Source organism: Actinoplanes sp. TBRC 11911, assembly GCF_012933445.1.
Lineage (GTDB): Bacteria > Actinomycetota > Actinomycetes > Mycobacteriales > Micromonosporaceae > Actinoplanes.
Genome location: NZ_JABBNC010000020.1, coordinates 137,510 through 161,210, shown reverse-complemented (window position 1 = coordinate 161,210; position 23,701 = coordinate 137,510). Strand labels below are relative to the sequence as shown.

Below are 23,701 nucleotides of genomic sequence, written 5' to 3'. Positions count from 1 at the left end.
CAAGTCGTCGTCGAGTTGGCAAACGTCCGCTGCCCAGTCGAGTGCGACTTGCGAAAAGTCTCCGGGTCGCGGCCACAGGTATCGGCCATCGGGTAGACCGATGACCGGGCGGCGCCGCAACGCATTCGTGTCACCGAGTGTTTGTAGCTCGGGCTGGCTGCCTAGGGGTGTTGCCAACGCTTTCAGTACCGCGGTGAGACGTTCGCGCGGGAGACCAGTCCGTTCCGCGAGTAGGCCTGGCAGATCGTCTTCCAAGGGGGCGGCGACGGAAGCCGCGACATGCGCCCGGCTGGCGAACAGAGTCAATAGCCGTTCGCCAGGATTATCTGGAAGAACCAGTCCATCGCCGGTGACACCAAGCTGGCTGCGGATCACGTCGCTTCGTTGCTTGAGGACAGCATGGTACGCGTCAGCAGCGGTCAGCGCATCGCTGAGCGCGTACCCCAGCTGCTTGATCGACCTTCCGGCAAGCGACCCGACTACGGCGTTGAATATCTGCCGGAGCTGCACCGGATAACCTGTCATTCGGTCAAACCGGTGCTCGAACTCGAGGAATCGCCGGGCGCGAGTTAACGAATCCTCTTGATGGTCCATGATGATCCGGCTCTGCTGGAGCTGGTGCTCGGCCGTGCCGTACTCCCTCAGCAAACCGGCGACAAGGTACAGCAGTTTGGGGGCGAAGTCCCTACCCAGCCGGTCCAGGACATCGTGTTCCGGCATGGCAGTGACCAACCCGCCGTAGAACTCCGTCAGCGCCTCAATACCGAATCCAGCCGCACCAGGATGGGCTGACCTGATCAGATCGGCCACAACCTGGCTCTGGGAATACAGCGTGAGAGGATCCGCAGACGCAGTGATGTCGGCTATCTCGGACAGCAGCTCAGGAATCCGCTGCTGGGCGTCGGCGATCTGGGCGCGGAGACGACCTTCTATCTCGGCCGCGCGAATGCCGGTCGGGTCTTGAAGACGATGTACTCCGTGACCTGAGATCATCACACCGGGCGGCGTCAATGATCCCAGGTAGGGTTCAGCCACCTGGCCGGATATTGCTGCCCGGCGGTTGGCTGACATCGGACGGGGCTGCGAAGGCAAGGTAGCTCCGGGTTCTGTGCTGCTGCGCCGGTAGGACGTCAACTACAGCAGTCCTGCGCAGCGCGCGGCCACTGATTTCCTGCAACCGGCGCGTCCGGATCCTCACCAACCGCGCCGCCTACCGCCGGTCCGGCTGCACGACCTCCAGCACAGCACCGCCTCCCTGGCCCACGACGCCGGCACGGATCTGAAGATGCCTCACGATCTGCTCAGGTGCTCCAGCATCGTGGTCACTGCCGACCCCCATACCAGCGTGCTGCCCACTCCCAGCGCCGTTGCGCGGGTGCGACCGCCACCCAGCCTCTACATAGGTCAGACAATAGGCAAGGCATGAACCGCGTTCCACAGCTCAGGTCCCTTCATGATCAAGCGCGCCCATAGGCGCTCGAACCCCTAACCTCCTGGCCCGTAGGCGCAAAGATCGAAAACATCTGATCCGTAGGCTTCGAGCCGGGTGAAGATCCCGGTCCTGCGGCCCCTACCCCGGGGGCAACGACCCGCCCAGATCTTGACCAGCGGCCGGTAGCTCTAAGCGGAATACCGATCGGTGGTCATGAAGATAAGGGTTTCGGCGGACCGGAGACCGGGTCGCTGGGTGGTGGCGACGTCTGCCGAACCTTGGTGATCAGCCGGGTGCTGAGTTGCTTCCACCAGGGAAGCAGCATTTCAAGGCGAGCGTGGAAAGCCGTGACGTACGCTCCTTGGAGCTCGGCCAGCGAGGACAGGTCCACGACGGCCGAGGGGATGTTCATCGCCTTGTCCTCGGCGATGGCTGGCGTGTTCCACGCTTCGCGCATCGCGCCGCCAACGACTGCACGCGCCTTCAAAACTAGGGCTGTGTACGCGCTCCCCACCGTGGCGGATTCGGCGGCGATCCAGGTCTCGTAGTAGGTGAGCCGGCCCTGGATCTCGCGGAGGATCTCGGAGAGGCGGACCCGTTCCGCAGCGGCTTCGTCGTTCCGGCGGCGTCGGATGGCGTACGGCATCTCGCGGTAGTCGGCGTACGCCTGGAATGCAGCGGTGAACAGGTCGCGCTGGCGGGACCGTTCGTCCTCCCGGCTCTTGCGGCGGGCGGTGGCGGCGGCGAGCCAGAGGGCTACGGCGGCGCTGACCAACGCTGCCAGCACCGGGCCCAGCCACCCTGGGGGCGGTGTGCTCGTTGCGGCCGCCGGCGGTGGAGTCGCCGTCCCTGTCGTCGAGAAGGTTGCCGCGTTGCCCGACGGCAGCGATGTCGAGGCGGATGCCGCCGCAGTGGGGCTCTGCTCCAGGATCGGTGGCGAGGTGGGCGTGGGAATGCTCATCGGGTCTCCTGCTGGGGCGTTTGGGTGCGGTGCGCCGCTTCGTCGCCTGCCCATTCGCCGGTCCGGCGCCACCAGTGTTCGCGGATTAGGTGCGCCGCAATGTGCCCGAGCAGCACGACGGGGCCGTCAGAGCGCTGCCACCGGCGTTCGGGCGGGTCGTACGGATACCACATGCACAGCGAGCCGTCGACGTAACGGTGCGGCGAGTCGGTGGGGCCGTCGACGAACACGCGGGGCACCTCCGGTGAGCCCTTGCCGAAGACGATCGTCACGGTGCACGCGCCGATGCCCGGCGGCGTGATCGTGCATCGCAACGCGAAGCCGCCGCGGTACGGGCGCGGCGCCCGGACGCACCGCGGCCCGACCGCGGCGGCGGTCAGCGCCGCGATGAACGGCAGCCGGTGAGCCGGCCGGGCGAACCAGACCGGCTCCCGCCACGACAGCCGGGTCACCGGCCGCCGTACGCGCGGGTCGTGGCGACAACTGCTGCCGGCCCGCCGATCCCGAGGGCTGCTGTCGACACCGGCCGCCGGGACCGCAGCAATGCGGCGGCCTGGGCCAGGCCGTTGTTGTGCGGGTCCTCGACGTACTTCCAGAAGACCCTGTGCAGCGCCGCCTGGACGGCAATCGGGTCGTCGTCATGAGCGAGGGCGTCGGCGAGGGCGTCGGCGGCCTTGCGCAGCCGGGCGGCGACCGTGGCCCGAGCAAGCAGCAGTTTCAGCGGGGCCGACACACCGGCCGGGTCGGGGGTCGCCTGGCCGCGCTCGAGGCGGGTAGCGGAACGCTCGAACAGGGTATGCAGGGCGCGGGCCACGCTCCCTCCGGGCTCCACGAACTCCAACGCCAACGTGGACAAGTGGAACGACGCCATGCCGGGCTCGGTGAACTGCTTGTTCCACGCCTTCGCGAGGCGGATCACGCTGCGCCGAGTCTGGCGCAGCGACGCGGGGCCGGCGTTGAACAGCTCGACGTGGCCCTCCGGGTCCGAGGCTTCCCACCGGTCGGTGTGCAGGTTCGGGATCCAGAGGCCGGCCCCGTCGCGCCGGGTGAGTGCCACGACCATGTCGACGGTCGGGTCCTGGTCCTCGATCGGAGCGCCGAAGGTCAGTTTTGGCCCGCGCTTAGAGGTCGAGCAGCGTGCCTGCGGGTAGGTCCGGCGCACTTCCGGGCCCAGCAGCGCGCACAGCTGCGCGCAGACCTCGGTCGGAGGTTCGCCGCCGCCTTCCGGGCCGAGCCCGGGATAATAGCGGCGGTCGAGGACGAGGCCGCCGTCGCCGTCGGTCACCGGATGGTTCATGGTGTGGTGCGCCAGCGAGCCGCTGCGGTAGGTCCGCAACGCTCCGGTGAAGCCTTCGACGATGTCGCGGACCAGTTGCAGCCGGAACCGGGCTTCCTTCAACGGCGCGTCGTGGGCATCGATCTGCGCACGAACCGCCACCAGTTGATCATCGGTGTGTCCCATGGAGGGCCTCTTCCTTGCGCTCTGCGGCGCGGTGGCGCGGCACCCGGGGGTGCCCGGAGGACCGCGGTGATCCTCCACTCCTGGTTGACGTCCTATCGCCGAGATCGTCCACGCGGCCAGTGACCGAGGTGGTTAGAGACAGTCGGCGCAGGTCGTGCCGCCGCCGGGGAACCGCGAGATCGCCCAAGTGAGATGGCAACGGTCGCAGCGCCGCTCCCGGTTCTGGGTGCACCGGCAATGTCCCGCCGGGCACCGCGGTTGCCCGCACGCCGGGCAGACCTCGGTGGTCTCGGTGACTTCGAACGTGTCGGTGCATAGTTCGCAGCCGGCCCAGGCCGGCCTCCTCGTCGTCCGCGCCGTCCGGGTCGGGGAGAACTTCTGCCACGGAGCGTGGTGTTCGACGAGCACGGCGACGAGGTACCCGTCGCACCAGGCGGCCTGCCCGTACAGCGGGCCGCTGTCGTGGGTGCGGTACCGGATCGTGGTGGCCTCGACGGTAACGGCCACCCCGTCGGGCCGCCCCGAGTCCTGCAAGGCTGCGGCGACGAGCGGCGTGTACGCCTGGTCGCTGCCCTGGGCAGGCGGGTAAACGCCGTTGACGGCCGCGAACGAGACGGTCCCCGCCGCGTCGTAAAGCACGACCGCGCCTGAACTGCGCAGGTGTTCGGCTGCCCGTACCACGCACGCTGCCCGCGACGCAGTCGACGCTTCGTACAACCGCACGATATCGCCGGCCGAAGGGGAACCGCCGGCGAAGCAGTCGTCCACCACGTCATCCGGAAGCAGAACTCGGGCGGCAAAGCCGTCACAGGCGGCGTCCACCCCGTCGTCGTCGAGGCCGAGCAACCTCGTGGCCAATTCGACGTCGTTGGTCTGCAGATGGTGGCCCAGTTCGTGCAGGGCCGTGAACTGCCGGCGCCGAAGCGATGCGGACCGGGCCACGCACAGCGCCGGTGGTTGTGCCTCGTCGTCGTAGCTGCCCGCCACCGAGCAACCGCCGCTGCCAGCCTGTTCGTCGATGAGCCGGACCTGGACGTCCGGCCAGCCTGACAGCTCGGTCAGCGCGTCGACGCGCAGCCGCTCAAGGACCTCGGAGCGCTCCCGGTCCAGGACGCGAAGCATCGCCTGCACCTGAACGGCCACAGCTGGCGACCGGCTACGCGCCACCGGAGATGTCCTTGACGTCGTGCTCGGCGAGCCAATGCGCTATCCGGCTGTCCCACTCCGGGGAGCCGGTCGTGCCGGTCTGCCGGTACCCGAGTGCGAACACACGGGCGCCGACCTGCAACCGGACGGTGTCTTCCGCCCGGCGTAGCTGCGCCGCCCAGGTCTGCCAGACGGTCCGCCACCGCGGCCGTTCCAGCTCGACGGCCAATTCAGCGGGCAGCCCGTTCACCGCCGCCAGCACGTCGCCGGTGGCGGCACCGAACAGGCGTGCCAGGATCTCCGCCTGGTCCTCGGTGACCGCCGCCTTGCCTTTGACGATCTTCACCACGGCTGGTACCGCCATCCCGAGCGCCTCGACCAGCACATTCAGTCCAACGCCGGTCGCAGCGGCGGCCACGTCGAGCGGGGCCGCCCGTCGGACAGGGACCAGTGGAGCCTCGGCCAGTGTTTCGAGCATGTCCTGCAGATCGGCGCGGACTTCGGCGTCGCGCCCGTACGGCATCGCGGACCGGCCCCGCCGCGCAGCTGGCGGCGCCGAGTGTCCCGGGTCGGCGCACCACGTCGTCACGTCGGTTTCCCAGACGTCGACCACTCGGCCCAGCACGCCAGTCGGCAGACGAGTCGGTAGCCCCGCCCACACCGTCACCTCCACCGAGAACGTAGTGCGCTGCGCTGCGAGCACGAGACTGCTCTCGTCTTCTCCGGTCGGGTCGATCGAGACTGGCACGACCTGCCAGTACCGCTCTTGCGCGGTGCCGAGCAGCAACACCAGAAGTGATATTTCCCCCCACTGGGCGCGGCGCACCTGCCCCGCCGCCGGGTCGAGGGCGTCCGGGTCACTGAACCGCTGACGGAGACCGTCGGTAGTCAGCGCCGGCGGTACAGTCAAGGAAGCGGCCAGCACCCGCAGAGACTCAGGCAAGTCCGTCACGACGTCCTCCCTTCCGCGTTCGCCGGGCCCTCACTGGTATTCGACGGCTCATCACCGCCGTCGTCCACCGTCCCGGACACGTCGCCCTCGGCCTGGCACATAGCCAGCACGTCCAGCACCACCTGCTCTTCGTCGTCGAACGCGCCGGCGAGTTCTCGCACGAGGCCGCGCACCCGCTCCAGGTGCTGGTAAGCCCGGCTGCGGCCGCAGCCTAACTCCTTCTGCAGTTGCCGCACCGCCTCCGCCGACCCGACATCCGCGAGTAGCCGCAGCACGTGACGATCATGCCCGGTCAGTTGCCGCACCACCGCGACAGCAGCCTCCGCGGCCGCGGCAACGTCCTGCCGTGCCTGCCAGAGGTCGGCGGGCAACGGTTGAGAGTCAGCGACCTGCTCGGTCGCCTCGTCCAGCACGCCCGGCGGAGACACCGGCGTGGACAAGGTGGCGGGGAATCGCCGCACGATGACCTCGACGAGCTGCTGCTCGCTTACGCTGCCAGCGGCGGCCGCCATCACCGCCCGCAACACCGCGGACAGATTCGCGGCGCTGGCGATCGGCGCGCGGCGGGTGTCGCTCGTCCACCGCACGGCTACGGCGCGGACCGTCCATGCCGCGGTCACCAGCTCGTCCAGGCTGCCGACCCAGGGCGGCTGCTGCGTGCCGGCCAGCCGCCACCGGCCCGCGCCGGCGTGACCGGCGGGAACCTTGCTGAACTGGTCGTGGCCGTTCAGGTGCTTGACCAGCGTCCTGCTCACTGATCCACGTTCGGTCTCGCGGAATCTGTCGATGAGCCAGCGCTCCACAATTGTGTGCAGCAGGCGCTCAACGGACACGTCGTCGCCGCCCTGCCCCAGGACCGCTGCGACGGTCCGTTGCCAGCGGGCGGCAACGAAGTCGTGCGTCACAACGGCCTCGAGGTCAGGGTCAGCCCGATGCTCCCAGTACGCGCCGGGACGACGCCGAACCTGCACACCGACTACTCGATACACGACGGCCATTAACGGCTCGACGACACCGGCCTCAAGATCTCCCAGGATGGAGATGCCGACCCCCTCCGGTCAGTGCTCCAGCGCTGGACCGGGTAGTCATCATCGATCCAGCGCCGGCCAGCCGCATGGACACCCTCACCAACGAGGGACATGACACGAGGTGACGCGAAACAGTTCCGCCGCTCGGAGGGGGAGTGTAGGCCGTGTACCCGCGCTTCAGCGCTTGACGCGCGGCGAGGGGTTCATTGCCGCAACATGAAACCGGCCAAAGCGTCGTTCATGGCCAACACCCGGCCTGGGCCCACGGCGCTTGCTCCAACTTGCCCCGGAGGCCGCCCCTCGTCGACTACGGGGCTGCTCTCTAAACGGCTCTGCGCACCGTCGGTCCTGACGCAGCGCACCTACGTCCATGTTGGATATCGGCTTAACCTCATCGCCAGGTTCGACCCTGCCGCTGCGCCGTTCGTGGTACGGGCCGGGACCAAGCTCGCCGCCACGTTCATCGTCGCGCAGCAGTACGGCGCTACGGTCATCGCCGCCACGAACGCGGTCGCGATCGGCCAGAAGGAAACCACCGGCGATCGGCTGGCCCGCCAGCAATTCGGGTCTGCTCTGAGAACCCTGTCCGCGTCGCTGCGGATGGCCAGCCGATTCGAGCCGGCGGTCTCTCAAGCCCAGCAGGCGGTCGCGGTTCTTCGCGCGCTCGACGGTGAGGAACCCGGTGCCTACCGACGAGACCTAGCTGAGGCACTGCGCGCCCTTGCTGTGGCACTGCTGCCAGTTGGTCACCCGGCCGGCGCGGCTCGCGCCGCAGCCGAAAGTGTCGAGATTTATACCGCACTCGCTACGGGGGATCGGCACAAGTTCCGCACGGTGCTTGAGGACGCACGAACAGTCCTCGCCGTCGCACGTCGGGCCGCCAGCGCCGCTACTCCCTGAGGGGCCGCGCCGTCGTCATCCTGTTCTTTCGGGGAGGTCGTCCAGTCCGGTCGTCGAGCTGGAAAGAGTCCTGTCATCGAACATCCGTACTGCCTTTACGCAGCATTTGTCGGCGGCCTCAAACGCCAATCCCCGACAGACACAGGGTGTTCGAGCGGTTACGGTGAGCGTTCATCTGGGTTGTCTCGCAGAGGAACGGTTAGTTAGGGGTGCTTGCCGTTGCTGACCCTCAATGCGTTCTTGCTGAAGCGTGCGATAGAGCCGCTGGATGCGTTCACCGACCTTGACCTAGACCCGAAGCCAACGCTCGCCTACCTTGATGACGCTGAGTGGTGCCCGTTGAACTGGGCAGAAGCGGACGTGATGTCGGCCGCGCGTGCAGGCGACGTTTTTGTGGTCCTGGTTGCCCGCAGGAGATCTGCTCCTCGGTGGCAGGAGTTCCTGGCCCGAGAAGTCACGGCGTTGGCGTTCGAAGATCCGCCCTTGAGCTACGGCGCTGTCGTGCTGTGCACCGTGGATGAATCGAATGGGAACGGAATGCGCTGGCTCGCGTGGTGTTTCGGCAGCGGCTCCAGAATGATTCGACGGTCGGCGCAGGATCCACGGTTTGGTTTGACAATCGCTCTCAATATGCTCGCTGGACCAAAGGCGCCGGAGCAGATTATCCCGCGTCAGCGTCGAGGCAAGGACTCACCCCATTTCCGGCATATTGGGTATCGTACGACAGCGCCATGGTTTCAGCAGACTGGACATCGAGCGGCGCGCGACATCCCTTTGGACGGTTTTCGCATAGACCGCCGAAGTGATCTGATCGCATCTATCGGGGGCCGCATCACATCACCGTCCTTCACGAGCTCCGTAACGGGTGGCAGAAGCATCCGGTTCGGTGCCGACTTGGTCCGCCTCTCGGAGCTGCTCGATCTGTCCGCGACTCTCCTAGGCCTGTCGTCTGCGGCGGACTACGTAGAGTCGCTGCCTTGGGTGGATAACATCAAGCTCATCGAGAACGACGACGTGACCGGTATCGTCAAAGACCATTTGATCCGGCAACTGCAAGCTCAGCCCGTCCCTCCTTCCGTGGACGCCATTCTTCCCGACGATCTCGACGTTGAGGATGAACGGCCGATCCGCTTCATCCTCTTCCCGGGCGAGCACGCGGGCAGTGCCAGCCGCGTCAATCTTACGATTGAGATGATCTCTGACCGGATCAGGCGTAGCAACGATGCGGCTGACTTGTTGAGCGCTGAACTGCGCTTCCTGGACGACGCGCATGAGTCATTGGGTCGAGTCCGGCTTGTGGACTGTATCTGTGCGGACATGATCATCGGGGACGAACAGTACCTGGCCTACGACGGTGACTTCTATCGGGTGAACCAATCGTTTGTGCAAAGCATCGACGGCGAGTTGGCACGACTCGAAATGTCTTCGATCAGGTTTCCCGCCTACCGCGGCGAGACAGAACCTGAATATATTGAAAAGATACGGTCCGAAGACAGCGATCGCTTCGTCATCCTCGACAGGAAGCTGATTCGCCTCGACAACGAGGCCGGCATCGAAACGAGTGACCTGGTGTCACGGTCGGGCGCACTGATCCATCTGAAGAGGAAGGGCAAGTCCTCCACTTTAAGCCATCTTTTTCTGCAGGCGGCGAATAGTTGTGAGCTGCTGAGGCGCTCAGTCGCTGCCCGACGCGTACTGGAAGAGATGGTGCGTAAGAACTCGGAGTCATCCAGCCTGACAGCTGAAATCGCCCAAGTTCATACCGCGAAGCTTGCCGGCAACGGCGTGGAGGTGGTATTCGGGTTCTTGGGAGACTGGCGCGGTCGATCGATCACCAGCCTTCCGCTCTTCTCGCGGATCAGCCTTGTGCTTGAATCTAGGAGAGTCGACGGGCTGGGCTTCAAGCCAACCATCGCACTGATCGATTCCGCCGATCCGCCACGTTCCCTGCCGCGCCCGGCGCGTTCCAGGCGCAGTTGAGCACGTTCAGACTCGAAGCTAAACCGTCATCCGGGCGAGAGTGCACCTCTCCGCCGGCCCCGTCCTCAACATGCACGGCGTATCACGGTTGATACACCTAAACCGCTCACCACTGTCGGCGCGCGCGACCACCGAGAACAGCTACGTCAACTGTTCGGGGCGGGCCAACCCGGATCATCTTCCGTTCCTACGGTGGGCACTTCACACCAGGTCGACCAGCCAGTCGTCGTTTTCCGTGATGTAGGCCAGGCCTACAGCCTCCTGCGCGACTCGGGTGCCACCCACAAGGCTGGTGACAGCCCATTCACGGTGTTGGGGTTCGAGCCACGACGATAGCTGGGTTGCAATCGCGGCGGTGAGCGGCGGTTGTCCGTCCTGATAGGTCCCGGCTCGTTGGAGCGCCGAGTAAAGGCCCACTGCTGGACGCACTGAAGGTTGACCGTATGCGGCGGACAGTCGATTGGCGTTGCTGGGGATTTGAAGGCCTCTATAGTCCAGGTCGCCGAAGTAGGCGATCTCGCTGACGGAGTGGCCGAGCGTTCTGATCGACAGGACGGATGCCTCGAATGCGCCGCCCGCGCCCCAGGCAACCAGTCCGACTCGTGTGGGTTGGGTGTCCAGGACACGGTGTAGCGAGTCGAAGGTGTCGCTGTTTTCCACGACGAGAAGGACAGGCCCATCGCCGGTGTGAGCGGTATGGAGCGGTGGGGTGACGCGTCGAGCGCGTAAAAGGTCGAGCGTGAGCCGACCAGGTCCGAACAGCCCGGTGGTCTGGAGACGGTCGAGAGCCTTCTCGTCACCAAGAATCTCGAGCGACCGTTCTCGTTGCGGTGCCACTACATTGCCGCGGCTAGTAAACAGCCATCGGTTGATCTTTTCGAGCGTTCGCCGTTGGGCTGTCGTGATTGCCGCGTCAGCGGCCCAGGACAGCGCGGGGTGCCAGACGATCGGAGCAGCCGGCTGCTGGAGCGGCGCTGTGCGGTCTGGGAGAGTGACGAACCGGGGCAGCGCTGGGAGTTCGGTGCGGTCGTAGGAGGCCTGAGCAGGTAGGTCGATGGCGTGTGCAGCAGCCAGTTCGGCCAGCGTGTCGGCGAGAAGTTGGCGCCGGTGCAGGAAGGTTCGGGTGGCAGGGTCGATGCCGTCGAGGATCTGCCAAAGGACCTGGAGTGGCACGCGGCGCCGTGGCCATTCGATAAGAGCCATTCGAAGGCGGGACGCCCGGTCGGACAAGACGGGTCGCTGGTCGCTGGTCATGTCGGCGTGGTCGGGCGCAGGAAGACTCGGGTTGCGGTGAGACGGCCTGAGCCGTCGGGTTCGCCGATCTCTTCGAGTGGTCGGCGCATCTCGCTGTCGATGGACAGGTACTTCAGCCCGGCGCGCAGGTCGGCGTCGTTGCGTAGGCGAACGACGAGCGGGAAGACGGACAACGCGTTGGTGTCGAACAGCCCAGTGGTGTAGATCAGTTGCACACCGAGGGTCTGGGCGACGGCGAGTTGCAGTTCGAGCAGGTAGCCGGCGGAGGCACGGCCGATGGGGTTATCGAGGAACAGCACTCCGGCGTGGGGGCGGCTGGTGTCGCCTCGTTCGTTGGCGCGCAGGGCCGCCATCGTGCAGTACAGGATGATCGCGGCGGTGAGTAGTTGTCCGCCGGAGAAGACGTCGCTGATGCTGGCGACCCGGACGCGTTCCGTGCGGAGCACGGCGTCGGGTTTGAGCATCTCCACGACGACGCCCTTTGGCATCGCCGCGTGGACTCCTTGCAAGACCAGGCTCAGTCCGTCTTTGGATCGGCGCTGTTTGTCTGCGCTGGCGTCGGCTGCGTCGTCGACGACGTGTCCGAGGTATTCGCGTAGGACGTTCGGGTCTGGTTCGGTGAATCGGATCCGTAGAAACTCCTGTCCGGACCAGTCCCCCATGCCGGAAGGCAGTTTGGATAGCCGCTGAGCCAGGCGCAGCGTGCGGAGCGCTGCGTCGACAATTCCGTGCAGGCGGGTGATGATGCCGGCACGGTGTTCGTTGATCTGGGTGAGGTCGTCGTCGAGGGTACGCAGTCGGGGTTCCAGGGCTGTCTGCCAGTCCGCTGAGTGATTTGGCAGAGTTTCCCGGTCGACGGCGATGATCTGCCGTCGGACTGGGCTGATTACGTGTTCGAACTCGGGGTCGACCGCGTACTGTGCCAGGACGTCGGCTGCCATGCGTACGGTCCGGCTGGCCTCCGCAAGCATCCCGTCAGCCTCAGTCAGGGTCTGGCGCACCTCGTTGCGATGAGTTCGGGCAAGGTCGACGTCGCCCTCGAAGGCAGCCACTTCGTCGAACACGGTTGGAGCCGCTACGTCGGAAAGGGACTCGATAACGGCGGAGAAGGCGTCGACGGCCTGCCTTGTCTGGTTGATCCTCTGCTCGAGGGCTTCGCGTTTGCCTTTGATGTTGTCGTACGTCCGCCGGGCTGCGGTGTAGTCAGCGCTCGCCTGGTTGATCAGGTCCTCGCCATGTTCGATGTCGTGAGGTTTGCCGTACGGGTCAAGCGAACGCTCCTGGGGGATGAAGCTGCTGTACTCGGAGCGGAGACTGCCGACATGCGTGGCGGCCTGGTCGATCCGCCTTCCGACTTCTTGAAGGTCGCGGTCGGTTCGGCTTGTCGCGGCCGTGCGGGCGGCCGTATCGGTTCCCTCCGGCGTGGCGAGTAGGGCGAGTGCGGTGGTGCGTACGTTGCTCGGGACGGCTTCCCATGCGGCGCGCGCGGCTGCCTCCTTATCCTCCACGGCGCGTAGCTCGCGGAGCAGGTCAGCGCCGACCTCAACCCTGAGATACGCCTCGGTGGCGGTTCGGTGGCGTTCTCGAAGCTCGGGCACCAGTTCGGTCGGTAACGGGTCGGTGACGTCGACGGATCCGGCGCCGGGCAGCCGGCCCAGTTCCTCACGGCTGGCGTCGCGGATCCGTCGGTGGTCGCCGGCACGGTCGCGAATGGTCGTGGCTTGGCGGCGCAGATCGCCCGCCTGCCTCGTCGCCGCGCCGAGTTCCCGCTCGGCCGAGGCCATGGTTTCTCGTGCGGCGCGAACCTCGTCGCTCCATCCGGGGATCCGCACTGCCCGCTCCGCCAGGTCGGCGAGCTGTTCCGCGGCATCCGCAGCCTGCTTCGCTACGGCGTCGAGCGCTGGGAGGCGCTGCTGCAGCTCCTCTTCAGCAGCTGCCGCCATGTCTCGGATCTTTTCACCGGTATCGACCGCGGCCATGGCAGCATCCGTCGCCGCGGCGGCCTCTTGATCGGTGAGCGCCAGTCTGCGCAGCTCGCCTTCTGGGTATTCGTGGCGCCAGGTTCTTATTCGTTGGGCCAGTTGGCGGTCGACGTCCGCCTGGGCCGTCAACTCGCTGATACGCGCAGCTCGTTCCCGGTGCGCCGTCGTCAGATGTTCGCGCTCACGCGCCGCCGCCTCGTCGTCATACAACGCTGGGTTAGGCGGCACCAGGAATTCCAGCCCTGTCGGCATCGGCAGATCGCTGTGTTGCAGCGTGGCGGTTGTGCCGACGGCGATGATCGTGGCAGGCAGCAGTCTCGCCTCTGTCAGCAACTGCTGGGCCTCGGCGAGGTGGTCGGAGTTGTTCAGGACCAGCCCGTCTATCAGATGCGGGTAACGGTGCAGGACGTGGTCCCGATCAGCGGTGGGCAACTGGGCCAAATAGCTCCACCCGGCCCAGGCGGTAATACGGGCGGCTTCGAGAATCACCAAGGCTGCTGTCACGGGTTGGCTGGGTGGCAGAAGCCCGCCGTCCCCCAACGCGCTCAGAACGCGTTCGTCGGCGGCTTGTTCGTTCTGCAGACCTGCCCGCTGAGCGTCCGTCATCTGTATCGCTTCGGTCAGCCGTTCAAGCGCGGTGGCGGCGTCGGCGTCTAGATCGACGGTGTCGGCGCCGAGAACGTCGGCCAGGCGCGGCGTGCCGGCCAACTCATCGGTCCGCTGTACCGCGTCTTGTACTCTCTGGGCTCGACGGTCAGCCTCTGCGGCCGCGTGGCGGTGCGCGTTCTGCAGCTTGTTGAGCTCCTTCTCGGCGCTCTTGCGTTCGCGGATCAGCTCCGGCAACCGCTGCCAGCCCTGGCTAAGGATGGCTTGCGCTTCATCGGCAAGCCGCCGTGCAGTGCGGGCATCCTGCTCGACTCGGTCTATCGCGGTCAATAGGCCTTTGTCGGCGGCTGCTCGAAGTGCAATCTGTGCTTGGTCAATCTGCTCCTGCGCGGCGGCCAGTTGGGCATTGGCCTGTTCGTTCTTGCGGACCGCCTCCTGGCCAGCCTGGTCGGCGGCAGCGGCCTGCTCATCGATGGTCGTCGCTTGTTTCTCGTCTTCGACGCGGTTCTGCTCGGCGTTTGCAGCCACGTCTAGCAAAGCCCTGGCCAATGCGCGAGCCGCGAGGTCACGAGCTCGCAATGCGGGGCGGGCCTCTTCCTGCCGGACCTCCACGAGGTCGCGGATGGTATCGGCGGCGGCCGTCGCCTCCCGATAGGTGGTGGCAGCGCCGGTAGCCTGCCAGGCCGTCAGGAGATCTTTAATCCGATCACGTTCATCTTCGAGTGCCGCTTTGACTTGTTCGGCGGCTTGCAGGCGCAGCCCGGCGACCAGACGTCGCAGCTCCAGGGCGATCGCACCGAGCCGGCGTACGTCCTGGTCCGCCGCGTTCTCAGTCTTGCTGATTTGCTCGAGTTCCACGCCGGCATGATCCAGGTGATGCGCGTCGTTGCGTTGGCGCCCGATCAGCGTTGCCACGAGCGCCTCGGCGTCGCGGCGAGCGGTTTGCGCCAAGTCGGCCGCCGCACGCGCGTCCACGGCAGCCCGCGTCAAAGGTGTGAGGCGTTCCAAGGCGCCTGCGACGAAGTCCCGTTCGGCGATCAAGCTGCCGCGTTGGGCCAGTTTGGTGGCATACCCGGCGAGGACGTCGGCCAGGCCTCGTGGGTCTTCCTCGTCGGTGACCGCCCGGAGCAGGAAGTCGACGAATGCCTCGTCGCTCTTAAATGTGAACGCGTCGGCGGCTTCGCCCTCCCCGGCGTTCATCGCCCGCTGGTAGCGGAACAGCTCGGGGTCCAAGTCGAAGTTTTTCAGCTTCTTGACCCATTCGCCTTGAGTGGTCTCGTAGGCGGCTCCGAGCCGGGGCTCGGCCTTGCCGGCCTGGGACAGTCGGTCGCGGAAACCGGCGAGGGTGACCAACCGCCCGTCGACGGTCAGCGGCAAGGTGTCGAGGTTGAACGAGGCGCTGGGACGGAACGTGTACCACAGCTCGGTGAGTCGGTTTGGGTCGGATGAGACGGTGTGTCCCCGCCATTCCGAAGCCTTACCAGTCACAACCCTTTCGCCAGTGCGGGTGTGCTGCCACTCCAAGGCGACCTGTGCAAGGTCGGCGGCGAGGACGTAGTCCTCGAGGACACGAGTGTTGGTCGAGCCGAGCACGTTGCGCCGGCCAGGAAGCATGACGGAGAAGATCAGCTTCATCAGAACGGTCTTGCCGCCGCCGTTCTCTAGGAACAGCACGCTCGCCGGCGAGGGACGCCGGAGAACGCCCGCGCTACCGCTTGTGTCAAACAAGGCCTGTTGGACCGGGCGTGCCAGCACAGGGCCCACCTCGCGCAGATCGATTGTTACGTCTTGGTAGCGGGCGCCCTTGGGGCCGATCGAGTGCAGTCGGACGCGCGACAACTCATACATCGGCGGCCTCCGGTCCGCGACGTTGCAAGGATCCGGTGGGCTTACTGGTGGCGACAACGCCCAATGCCAGTAGTTCGTCGAAGGCCTGCTCGGCGGCGAGTTCCCGGACTTGGACCTGGTAGCGGGGCGTGGTGCGGAAGGTGCCGCCGCCTTCCTCGCCTGCGGGTTGCAGGAAACCCTGGTCGACGAGGAACCGCAGTGCCTTGGTGATCATGCCGCGGGTTGTGTCCGAGGCCAGCCTGCCGTCCTTGGTCGTGGCCGCCGACGGGCGGCGCGCGTAGACCCGCCACACCTGCTCCAACATAGGTGCCTCGTGCAGCGGATCAGCGTTCTCCTCGGTGGCGGCCGCGGCCTCGTCAAGCATTCGACACGCCTCGCGTACCACCTGATCGACTTGCTCCACCGACACGCGACCAACGTATGTGTCATCTGCCAGGTCGTCCGGCCGCGGAAAACACAGGGCCGCGACGGCAAGATGGATTAGGCCGTGCAGAACCTTCTCCACATTTCGGTCGCGCAGGCTGACCCGCCGGGCATACTCGTCGACTTTCACCTCGAACGCTGACTCGCTCATCGCAGCCAGGACCGCACCGCTCTGGTTGGTCACCGCGAGGACAGCGAGCCCCAGCCCTGCAGCAACCGCTTCCACGAGATCGGCGAAAACGGGATCCTGCCGGTAGCGCCGCACCAGATCGGCGTAGATCAGGTCACGAGAAGGCCGTTGCTTGGGCCGTAGACCCAGCGCGATCAACCGTGCGGCGTCTCCCGCGTCAGAGGTTTGGATGGTTTCGCTCATGCCGGCTCGGCTCGTGCCGCGTGGTCGAATCCTCCACTTGTTTCACGCATGGATTCTGGTGGGGATGCAGTGCATAGCGCGGCAACGCCAACCAGCAGATCAGCGCCCCCAAAGCTCGGGTCATCCAGGGGGGTGCCATCGTCAACCGCCACCAGTATGGCCGGATCTCCCTGCCGCAGAGCGACCCCTATCTCGGGACTGACCGCATGTAGCGACCGCAAGGCGACCAGGTGCGGGAGGTCGGGGTCGATAGATCGTGCTTCGGCCAGCAGACCCGACAACCGGCGCGGCATCCCGTATCAACTCCAGCAGCTCATCGGCATGGTCCCACAGGTCGCCGCTGAAACGGTCCGGATCGGCGGGCGGAGCCAGTTCCGGCTCGGGTACTGGCTCACCGAGCGGATCTCGTTCGCGAGGAGGGCTGAGCAGCATGTCGACCAGGCTCGTCAGCCGCGGTGCGGTGGGCTGGACAGTGCCCGTCGCGGCGCGGAAGAACACCGCCGTCGGAGTGCCCGCCGAAGCGACCGGGAGCCGCAGCACGGGCACCAGCAATTGCCCGAACAGGTCCACGGTGGCACGTTGCGGCGGTCCGGCGAACTGCTGGCGATCCTGTTCGGCTCGGAATGTCTGCCCCGCCGTCTGCAACCGAGCCTGCAGCTGGGTATGGCGCCGGATGCAGTCGCGGACCAATTCCACCAGGCGCGCCGCCCGGCGCTTGCGATCAGGCTCCTCCGCCTCGTCACGCGTCTGTGTAATCGTCGCCAGGATCGCGTTCTCCGCCTTGTACCGGGTCGCGATGTGATCCAATGCCTCCGCGATCAAGTCGGGCACCTCGTTGAGCCAGTCGACCGCCCGCACGTCTCGGCGGGTCGCTTCCAGCTTGCGGCGAAGCACCTCCGCGTATTGCACCGTGCGGTAGCGGGCCTGCTCTGCGGCGACTTGCGCGTCAGACAACCGGCCGCGTTTGATCAGATTCTCCAGCTTCACCTCCGCTGCGATTTGCGCCGACTCCACATCCGTGTCCAGTGCGCCAACCAGTACGTTGATTGCTTCGTCGCTAGTCCGCAGGTACACCTCTCCCTCAGGTGATACCAGCTCGATTAGCAGCTTGAAGTCGAACGTCCGCCGCCAATAGTTGCCGTCGGCTCCGAACACGCCGTACACGGCTCGAAATCCACGGTCGAGGCTGCCGACATTGATCAGGCACTCCAGGACCCAGCGAGCCACGTGTTCGTACTCTCCGTGCTGACGGCCAGGGGCTTGGGCGCTGATGAACGGCAGCAGGCGCCGCACGACCTGATCCTGGCTCGCACCGTGATCAAAGTCCATGGCGATGGTCACCTGATCGATGGCCTGCAACCCGACTTCGGCCATCTGATAGGTCGCAGCGTCTGCCCACTCAAGACGTGACTTGCGCCCATCGAGGTCGTGTAGCGGCGCTGTGCAGGCGAGCGCCTTGAGACGACGGCCAAGGCCTTCGTCGGCGCCCGGTGCTCCCAGCTGTCGGCTCGCACCCGATTCGCCGGTCTCGCCTACCAAAACGGGAAAATCATCACCTGCAGCGACATCCACGCGACAGAGGGTACCGGCACCCTCTGACAGAATTCGATGGCCGAACGGTTAAGCGGCGGCCGGTCAGCAGGTAGATCACCACGTCGTTGCCAGCGCAGCGAACAGTCAGCGAACGGCAGCGACCCATCTTGCGCTCTAGTCGGCAGGCGCACGACCGTCAGCTGGACTGACGACGTACGTGCCACGGCCGACGACAGTCACGACGAGTCCGCGATCACGCAGCAGTTGGATCACTTTACGGGCAGTGCCCTTTGCTATTCCGTACTGCTGGACGAGCTGGTTCTCCGATGGGATCGGCCGGTCCGGCTGAAGGTCGCCCGCCTTGATGCGTGCCTCGATGGCGGCTGCCACCTGCACGTACAGCGGGGTCGGCCCGTCATGGTCGATCACAACCCGACACTCCCACCGGCCGGAGAGCCATGACGATTGAGGGGGAACCCTGGTGAACCATGAACAGGCATGCGGAACTGGCGTTATGCTCGGCAAACAGCGATCGCCGCGCTGCGAAGCACTTTTAGACCCCTGCGCTACCGCGATCGCGCCGCGAACCGTATGAGGAAGGACGACAGACACGGGGGAAACGACATGACAGACACCGGAAGAATCTTCAAACGATGCGGATGCATCGACAAGACGACGAGACGGCGCTCCGGTGATCACTGCCCGCGCCTTGGCGAGTCCGGGCACGGCAGCTGGTACTTCGCCTGCTCAACCAGCGACCTGCTGGGGAGGACAGCACGCGTACGCCGTGGTGGTTTCACCTCCGAGCAGGCCGCCCGGCAAGCCCGCGACGAACTACTCGAGATGTCACGAGAGGAAAGCACCGGGCGCAACTGGACCGTCACCCGATGGCTGCGGTACTGGCTATCCACCCGCACCCGAATACGCCCCACCACCAAAGCGCACTACACCCACGACATCGAACGATTCCTGATCCCCAGAATCGGCGCCCTGACCCTCACGGAACTCAACGCCCGACAGCTCACCGCCGCGTTCGCCGAGATCAGCAACACCACCAACCGGTACGGGCTGCCCCACACGGTATGCACCCTGCAACACGTACACACGACACTGCGAGCAGCACTCAACGCCGCCGTCCGCGAAGGCGTCATCGCGGCCAACCCGGCCACCCGAGTCGAGCTACCCGCCCGCGAACGACCCCACGCCGAAGTCTGGACCGAACCACGCGTCGCCGCATGGCGAGCCACCGGCGAACACCCAGTCGTCGCGGTCTGGACCCCAGAACAACTCGCCGAGTTCCTTCATGCCGTACGCCACGACGGGCTCTACGCCTTCTGGTGGCTCCTCGCCCTGCGCGGCCTGCGCCGCGGTGAAGCCGCAGGACTCCGGTGGACCGACGTCGACCTCGACAACGCCCAACTGGCCGTCACCCGGCAACGCACCACCGCCGGCTACACCATCCACGAAGGACCACCGAAATCGGCGACCAGCCGTCGAATCGTCGCGCTCGACATGCACACCGTGCGATTGCTGCGCCAGCATCAGCGGCACCAGCAGCGACACCACGTCCGGCGTGACAACACGGGCAAGCCATACCTTTGCAGTGGCTATGTGTTCACCCGGCCCGACGGAGCACCGTTCCACCCGGGCTACTACACCCAACGGCTCCGTCTGCTCATCGACCGCACCGGCCTACCACCAGTCCGGCTCCAAGACCTACGCCACGGCGCGGCCAGCCTCGCACATACCGCGGGCGCCGACCTCAAGACAATCCAGGACCTTCTCGGCCACGCCAACATCGCGGTCACCGCCGAAATCTATACAAACGTGCTGCCAGCTGCCCAACGCCGAACAGCCGAGAAAATCGCTCGGCTGGTACTCAACGCCAGCCGACGACCTTGAACCCGCCGCCCGGACGCCACTGGTCCACTCGTTACGCGCCGAGCCGATCAGGAGCCGCCCCGGCCTCTAGCACCATATGCGGCATTGCGCTCACGGAGAATGTGACGGCAGCCAGACCGTCATCCCAAGCGCCCGGAATCGACCCGGATCGGCCCGAACGGTCTGCCAGTTGCGTTGGGTAAACTGGAGTTCGTCCTCTCCGCGCGGGTGTCGTTTGCCCAGCGCGGCGTGGAAGGCGGGCAGCCTGGCGGTGGGTAAAACCAAAACGCCAACCACGGCGAACGCTTCGAATATCACCAGCGCGTAGTGCTGGACGTTGGCATGCCGTCGGATCGCGTGCTCGTTGACCCAGATGCCGGTCGGGTTGGCGAGGTACTTCACCTGCACCGTGTCGCCATCAGGCAGTGTCAGGTCCCAGTGTGCCTGCACCCGGCTGACTGCGAGCTCGCCGCCGAGCAGCGCGTGCACCAGGTGCTCGCTCAGCTCGGCCAGCGGGTCCCGGTTCGACGCCGGCAGACCTAAAACAGCCAGCAGCGCGTGGCGCGCCACCCGGTAGGCGTCGAGAGACTCAAGCAGCGCCGCAAACCGCTGCGGGATCATCGGGTCGCTCATCCCAGATTCACGATCCGCGTGGCACCGCTAATCCGGGCGTCTACATTGGCGGCGCTCTCGGCGAGCAGCCGACCCGCCTTGGTGGCCAGGTCAGGCGGGTGTTCGTGATCGTCAATAATGACGGCGGCGGACGTCGCCAGCGACCAGCAGGACGGCGGGAGTACCCCGACTAGGTTCGCGATCTCGTCGAGGCCGATTTCAACGGTTAGCTGGTCCTGGTCGGCTGCCGTGCTTAGAGCAGCAGTCAGCGGGTCGTACTCACCTGACATCGCTTCGCCTCCCGCTCACAGTCTGCGGCGCGACGCCGACAACAGAAACCACCCCGACGGTGGCCAACCACGGGGCATTCAGCTGGCCCGCTGCCGCACTCCGGCGAATGGGCTGCCCGGAAGCGCATGCGCCGCATCGGCCGCCATTGAGGACGATGCGGAACGATCCCACTGGAACAGACGCGTCGTCGAGTCGAACCAGGCCAGTGTAGGTAGCAGCACACCGAGGGGCCGGTTGTGGCTAGCAACTCAGCCGTTCAGACTGGCTCGATGCGGTACCTCCGTCCAGACGCTGCGGTGATGGCCTTGGCCTGGATGACGCCCGTCGAGCAGTATTTGGGCCGAGTGCAAAGAAGCGGGAGGTGGCGGATCCGGTGGGTCAGAGTCGACCCAAATACAGCGTCAGGGATCGTCGTCTCGGTCCACGAGGCCGATCTCGCCGGCGAAGTCGAAGTCGCAGACGCACAATCTGCTGAGCATCCCGATTTGGACCCTGATTGGCCGTTGCCGGATCCGATCACGGTCCGAAGCGAGCGCGATGCGCCTGTCGGACAGGTCAGTGGCAACGCCGAGAATGCCGCGTTGCTTCGAGCGGAGCACGCGACCGGCGCCAGACGTGATCGATGGGTCAACACGAGCGTCATCGGGTGGAGCGAGTTGCAACGCCTCCGCGGCGACGCCGGCACAAATTGACCTGGTCCTCGACGAGGAGACCGATCGCTGTGTTGCCGCGAAACCAGTCGCCGCTCCTCGCCCTCAACGTCGGCGTTCGCCGGGTCCGCAGACCTCGTTGATCGGATACCCGCTCAGCGGAAGATCCGGGACTCCGCCGAAGGAGACATCGCACATTACGCAATGTATTCGCCGGTCTATCGGCCCTCCCTCCGATGCGACCCCGACCATGGCACAAGGTGATCCACAGATAGCGTGGTGTCGTGACACAATCCATACGCGACGAGGATGCCCTTCTGACTCTCGCCTTTTCGCTACGGGCGACGCCCGGGGCCTACGCGCTCCTGCTCGGCGCGGGAGTTTCCGCTCCCAGTGGCATACCCACCGCCTGGGGCGTGCTCACCGACCTGACCTCACGTGTCGCAGAACTGTCTGGTGCGGATGCCAGCGACCCGGTCGTCTGGTACGAGGAGCAATTCAAACAGGCCCCGCGATACGAGACGCTGCTGGAAAGGCTCGCGCCGACACAGCTTGAGCGCCAACGGCTCCTTCGCGCGTATTTCGAGCCTACGAGCGAGGATGTCGAGGCGGGAAGAAAGGCCCCGACAGCCGCGCATCTGGCGATCGCGCGGATGGTGCGCACGGGTGCGGTCAGGGTCATCGTGACCATGAACTTTGACCGTCTGATGGAAACGGCGATACGCGCGGAGGGTATCGAGCCCACGGTCGTAGCCACGCCTGCGGAGGTTGAAGGCTTGGCTCCGTTGCACACGCTCGACTGCTGCATCGTTCACCTGCACGGGGACTATCTGAATCCGACCTCGATGCTGAACACGACCGCCGAGTTGAACGCTTACCAACCGGAGACCGAGCGGCTGCTTCAGCGCATCCTGGAGAACTACGGGCTCATCATCGCCGGTTGGTCCTCCACGTACGACCCGGCGCTGCGTGACGCGATCTCCAGACACTACCCGTCACGCTTCACCCTCACATGGATCGAGCCGGGTCAACCGACGCAGGAGGCTACCGAGCTTCGCATACGGAAGAGTGGACTGCTGCTGCCGGCGACTGCCGACACGGCGTTCGGTGAGCTCGCGGACGCGGTCGACGCCCTAACGGCCCGCAATTCACGCCATCCCATGACTGTCGCGGTCGCGGTCGAGACGGCGAAGCGCGAGCTTGCGGGGCGGCAGGTGGCGATCGGGCTCCACGACAGACTCAACCGAGAGTTCAGCAGACTGCACGACCTTCCCGACTTCCGGCTACCCGACTACCAGAGCGACACCGCGTACGGCGGCTACGCGGCGATCCTCGGCCGAGTCGAGGAGGCGAGCAAGCTCTGCAGCGCGCTTGTTGCGACGCTCGCCTACTGGGGCAGCCCCACCACCGACGAATGGTGGCTCAACGAGCTGACACGCTTTTCAACAACGGTCCGAGGAAACGGCCTCACGGCCCTTCTGTCGATCAAACGAATAGCCGGCACGTTCCTGTACTACGCAGCAGGAATCGCTGCGGTCGCCGCGCAACGCTACGACCTGCTCGCCCGAGTACTCAAAGCTCAAGGCCCTCATCGCTACAGATACGAGCAGGAACCTTTGGTCGAGGCGTTGGACGCTGACAGAGTGTATACAAGCGAAATTGGCAGTGCCCGGCTCCACACACTCCTTTGCCCCCTGCTCGTCGAGGCGCTCGCCCTAGGCGAAGAACCGATCGAGGACGCCTGGCAAACGTTCGAGGTCCTCCGCCTCGCATCGGCACTAATCAGTCATCCAGGATTCGAGGCCCGGCTGAGTCGGCTCAAGGAAACAACCGCTGCATCTGCAGCCGCTCAGGCCAAGTTCGAGGCGGCCGAGCAAAACGGCGCCGACACCACCGCGGAGCGCGACGAAATGAGAGAGGCGGAAGAAGACAAGGGACGGGCTCTAGGTTCCCTCGCCAACATCGCCGGGCTTCGTCGCCCGCACATACTTATCGTCGACCATATGCCACTCCATCGAAGCCCTGTGGCCGAAGGCTTGGCCAGGGACATCGCAGCGGAGACCGACGCGCATCCTCTCATTGCCGCGAAGGTAGCGCGTGACCCGACCGCGCTCCAGGCCGCGGTCGAAGCCGTGAGTGTCGCTGGAGGCCGGCTGGGCGAGGACCTTGGTTGGAGCCGGCTGCCAAGCGGCGGCGGGATTCTCCCGAATGACATTTGGCTCGACACCGCCAAGACACTGGAGGAACTTGCCATGCCGCAATAAAAAGGGCATTCGTGTCGTCCGGGGCGATGCCACTAGCCTTGGGTCGTCACTTATGGTGACCGAGGCAGCCGCATCGTTGAGCGAGGCTGGGAAGGGTCATCTGACCGTGTGGCCAAACGACGC

General features: G+C 65.8%; 18 protein-coding genes. 4 read left to right on the top strand and 14 right to left on the bottom strand.

What is annotated here, in order from left to right; all coding sequences use genetic code 11:
- The 7 genes from HH310_RS25605 to HH310_RS25575 form a co-directional block, all read right to left on the bottom strand.
- Positions 1-1,035, bottom strand: a 1,035-nt coding sequence (locus HH310_RS25605) for a hypothetical protein (RefSeq protein WP_169178179.1), incomplete at its 3' end; no start/stop codon positions are given.
- Positions 1,036-1,643: 608 nt separating this feature from the next.
- Positions 1,644-2,393 (bottom strand): hypothetical protein, encoded by a 750-nt coding sequence (locus tag HH310_RS25600; protein WP_169178178.1) that lies wholly within the window; start codon positions 2,391-2,393, stop codon positions 1,644-1,646.
- Entirely contained in the window at positions 2,390-2,845 is a 456-nt protein-coding gene (locus tag HH310_RS25595; protein ID WP_169178177.1) for a hypothetical protein, read from the bottom strand. The genes HH310_RS25600 and HH310_RS25595 overlap by 4 nt, the downstream gene beginning before the upstream one ends.
- The gene (locus tag HH310_RS25590) at positions 2,842-3,855 is read right to left on the bottom strand and encodes a hypothetical protein (RefSeq protein ID WP_169178176.1); all 1,014 of its coding nucleotides are present in this window, start codon (positions 3,853-3,855) and stop codon (positions 2,842-2,844) included. The genes HH310_RS25595 and HH310_RS25590 overlap by 4 nt, the downstream gene beginning before the upstream one ends.
- Positions 3,856-3,987: 132 nt before the next feature.
- Positions 3,988-4,977: an ImmA/IrrE family metallo-endopeptidase gene (locus HH310_RS25585; RefSeq protein ID WP_169178175.1), complete on the bottom strand. Its 990-nt coding sequence runs from the start codon at positions 4,975-4,977 to the stop codon at positions 3,988-3,990.
- A gap of 34 nt (positions 4,978-5,011) precedes the next feature.
- Positions 5,012-5,953, bottom strand: a complete 942-nt coding sequence (locus HH310_RS25580) for a hypothetical protein (RefSeq protein WP_169178174.1) — start codon at positions 5,951-5,953, stop codon at positions 5,012-5,014.
- On the bottom strand, positions 5,950-6,924 hold the full coding sequence (locus tag HH310_RS25575) for a hypothetical protein (protein ID WP_169178173.1): 975 nt from the start codon (positions 6,922-6,924) through the stop codon (positions 5,950-5,952). Before HH310_RS25575 ends, HH310_RS25580 begins: the two co-directional genes overlap by 4 nt.
- A gap of 297 nt (positions 6,925-7,221) precedes the next feature.
- On the opposite strand from HH310_RS25575, the gene HH310_RS25570 reads away from it, so the two are divergent.
- Both HH310_RS25570 and HH310_RS25565 read left to right on the top strand, forming a co-directional pair.
- Entirely contained in the window at positions 7,222-7,881 is a 660-nt protein-coding gene (locus HH310_RS25570) for a hypothetical protein (protein ID WP_169178172.1), read from the top strand.
- A 219-nt stretch (positions 7,882-8,100) separates the two neighbouring features.
- Entirely contained in the window at positions 8,101-9,861 is a 1,761-nt protein-coding gene (locus HH310_RS25565; RefSeq protein WP_169178171.1) for a DUF6119 family protein, read from the top strand.
- A gap of 201 nt (positions 9,862-10,062) precedes the next feature.
- Here the strand turns inward: HH310_RS25565 and HH310_RS25560 are convergent, their stop codons facing one another.
- The 5 genes from HH310_RS25560 to HH310_RS25540 all read right to left on the bottom strand — a co-directional run bounded on the left by HH310_RS25560 (position 10,063) and on the right by HH310_RS25540 (position 18,309).
- Positions 10,063-11,115 carry a Wadjet anti-phage system protein JetD domain-containing protein gene (locus HH310_RS25560; RefSeq protein ID WP_169178170.1) on the bottom strand — a complete coding sequence of 351 codons (1,053 nt, stop codon included), beginning with the start codon at positions 11,113-11,115 and terminating at the stop codon, positions 10,063-10,065.
- A complete protein-coding gene (locus HH310_RS25555; protein ID WP_169178169.1) occupies positions 11,112-15,551 on the bottom strand; it encodes a hypothetical protein in 4,440 nt (1,479 codons plus the stop codon). Before HH310_RS25555 ends, HH310_RS25560 begins: the two co-directional genes overlap by 4 nt.
- A complete protein-coding gene (locus HH310_RS25550; protein WP_169178168.1) occupies positions 15,544-16,347 on the bottom strand; it encodes a hypothetical protein in 804 nt (267 codons plus the stop codon). The genes HH310_RS25555 and HH310_RS25550 overlap by 8 nt, the downstream gene beginning before the upstream one ends.
- A 141-nt stretch (positions 16,348-16,488) precedes the next feature.
- Positions 16,489-17,919, bottom strand: a complete 1,431-nt coding sequence (locus HH310_RS25545) for a hypothetical protein (RefSeq protein ID WP_211192606.1) — start codon at positions 17,917-17,919, stop codon at positions 16,489-16,491.
- Positions 17,920-18,054: 135 nt separating this feature from the next.
- Entirely contained in the window at positions 18,055-18,309 is a 255-nt protein-coding gene (locus HH310_RS25540) for a GntR family transcriptional regulator (RefSeq protein ID WP_169178167.1), read from the bottom strand.
- Between the two features lie 69 nt (positions 18,310-18,378).
- Between HH310_RS25540 and HH310_RS25535 the strand changes: the two genes are divergently transcribed.
- Positions 18,379-19,782 carry a tyrosine-type recombinase/integrase gene (locus HH310_RS25535; protein WP_248294392.1) on the top strand — a complete coding sequence of 468 codons (1,404 nt, stop codon included), beginning with the start codon at positions 18,379-18,381 and terminating at the stop codon, positions 19,780-19,782.
- Positions 19,783-19,872: 90 nt separating this feature from the next.
- Here the strand turns inward: HH310_RS25535 and HH310_RS25530 are convergent, their stop codons facing one another.
- Positions 19,873-20,394, bottom strand: coding sequence for a hypothetical protein (locus HH310_RS25530; RefSeq protein WP_169178166.1), 522 nt, complete (start codon positions 20,392-20,394; stop codon positions 19,873-19,875).
- The gene (locus HH310_RS25525; protein ID WP_169178165.1) at positions 20,391-20,663 is read right to left on the bottom strand and encodes a hypothetical protein; all 273 of its coding nucleotides are present in this window, start codon (positions 20,661-20,663) and stop codon (positions 20,391-20,393) included. The genes HH310_RS25530 and HH310_RS25525 overlap by 4 nt, the downstream gene beginning before the upstream one ends.
- A gap of 935 nt (positions 20,664-21,598) precedes the next feature.
- Here HH310_RS25525 and HH310_RS25520 point away from each other — a divergent pair.
- Entirely contained in the window at positions 21,599-23,578 is a 1,980-nt protein-coding gene (locus HH310_RS25520; RefSeq protein ID WP_169178164.1) for an SIR2 family protein, read from the top strand.
- Positions 23,579-23,701: the final 123 nt, after the last annotated feature.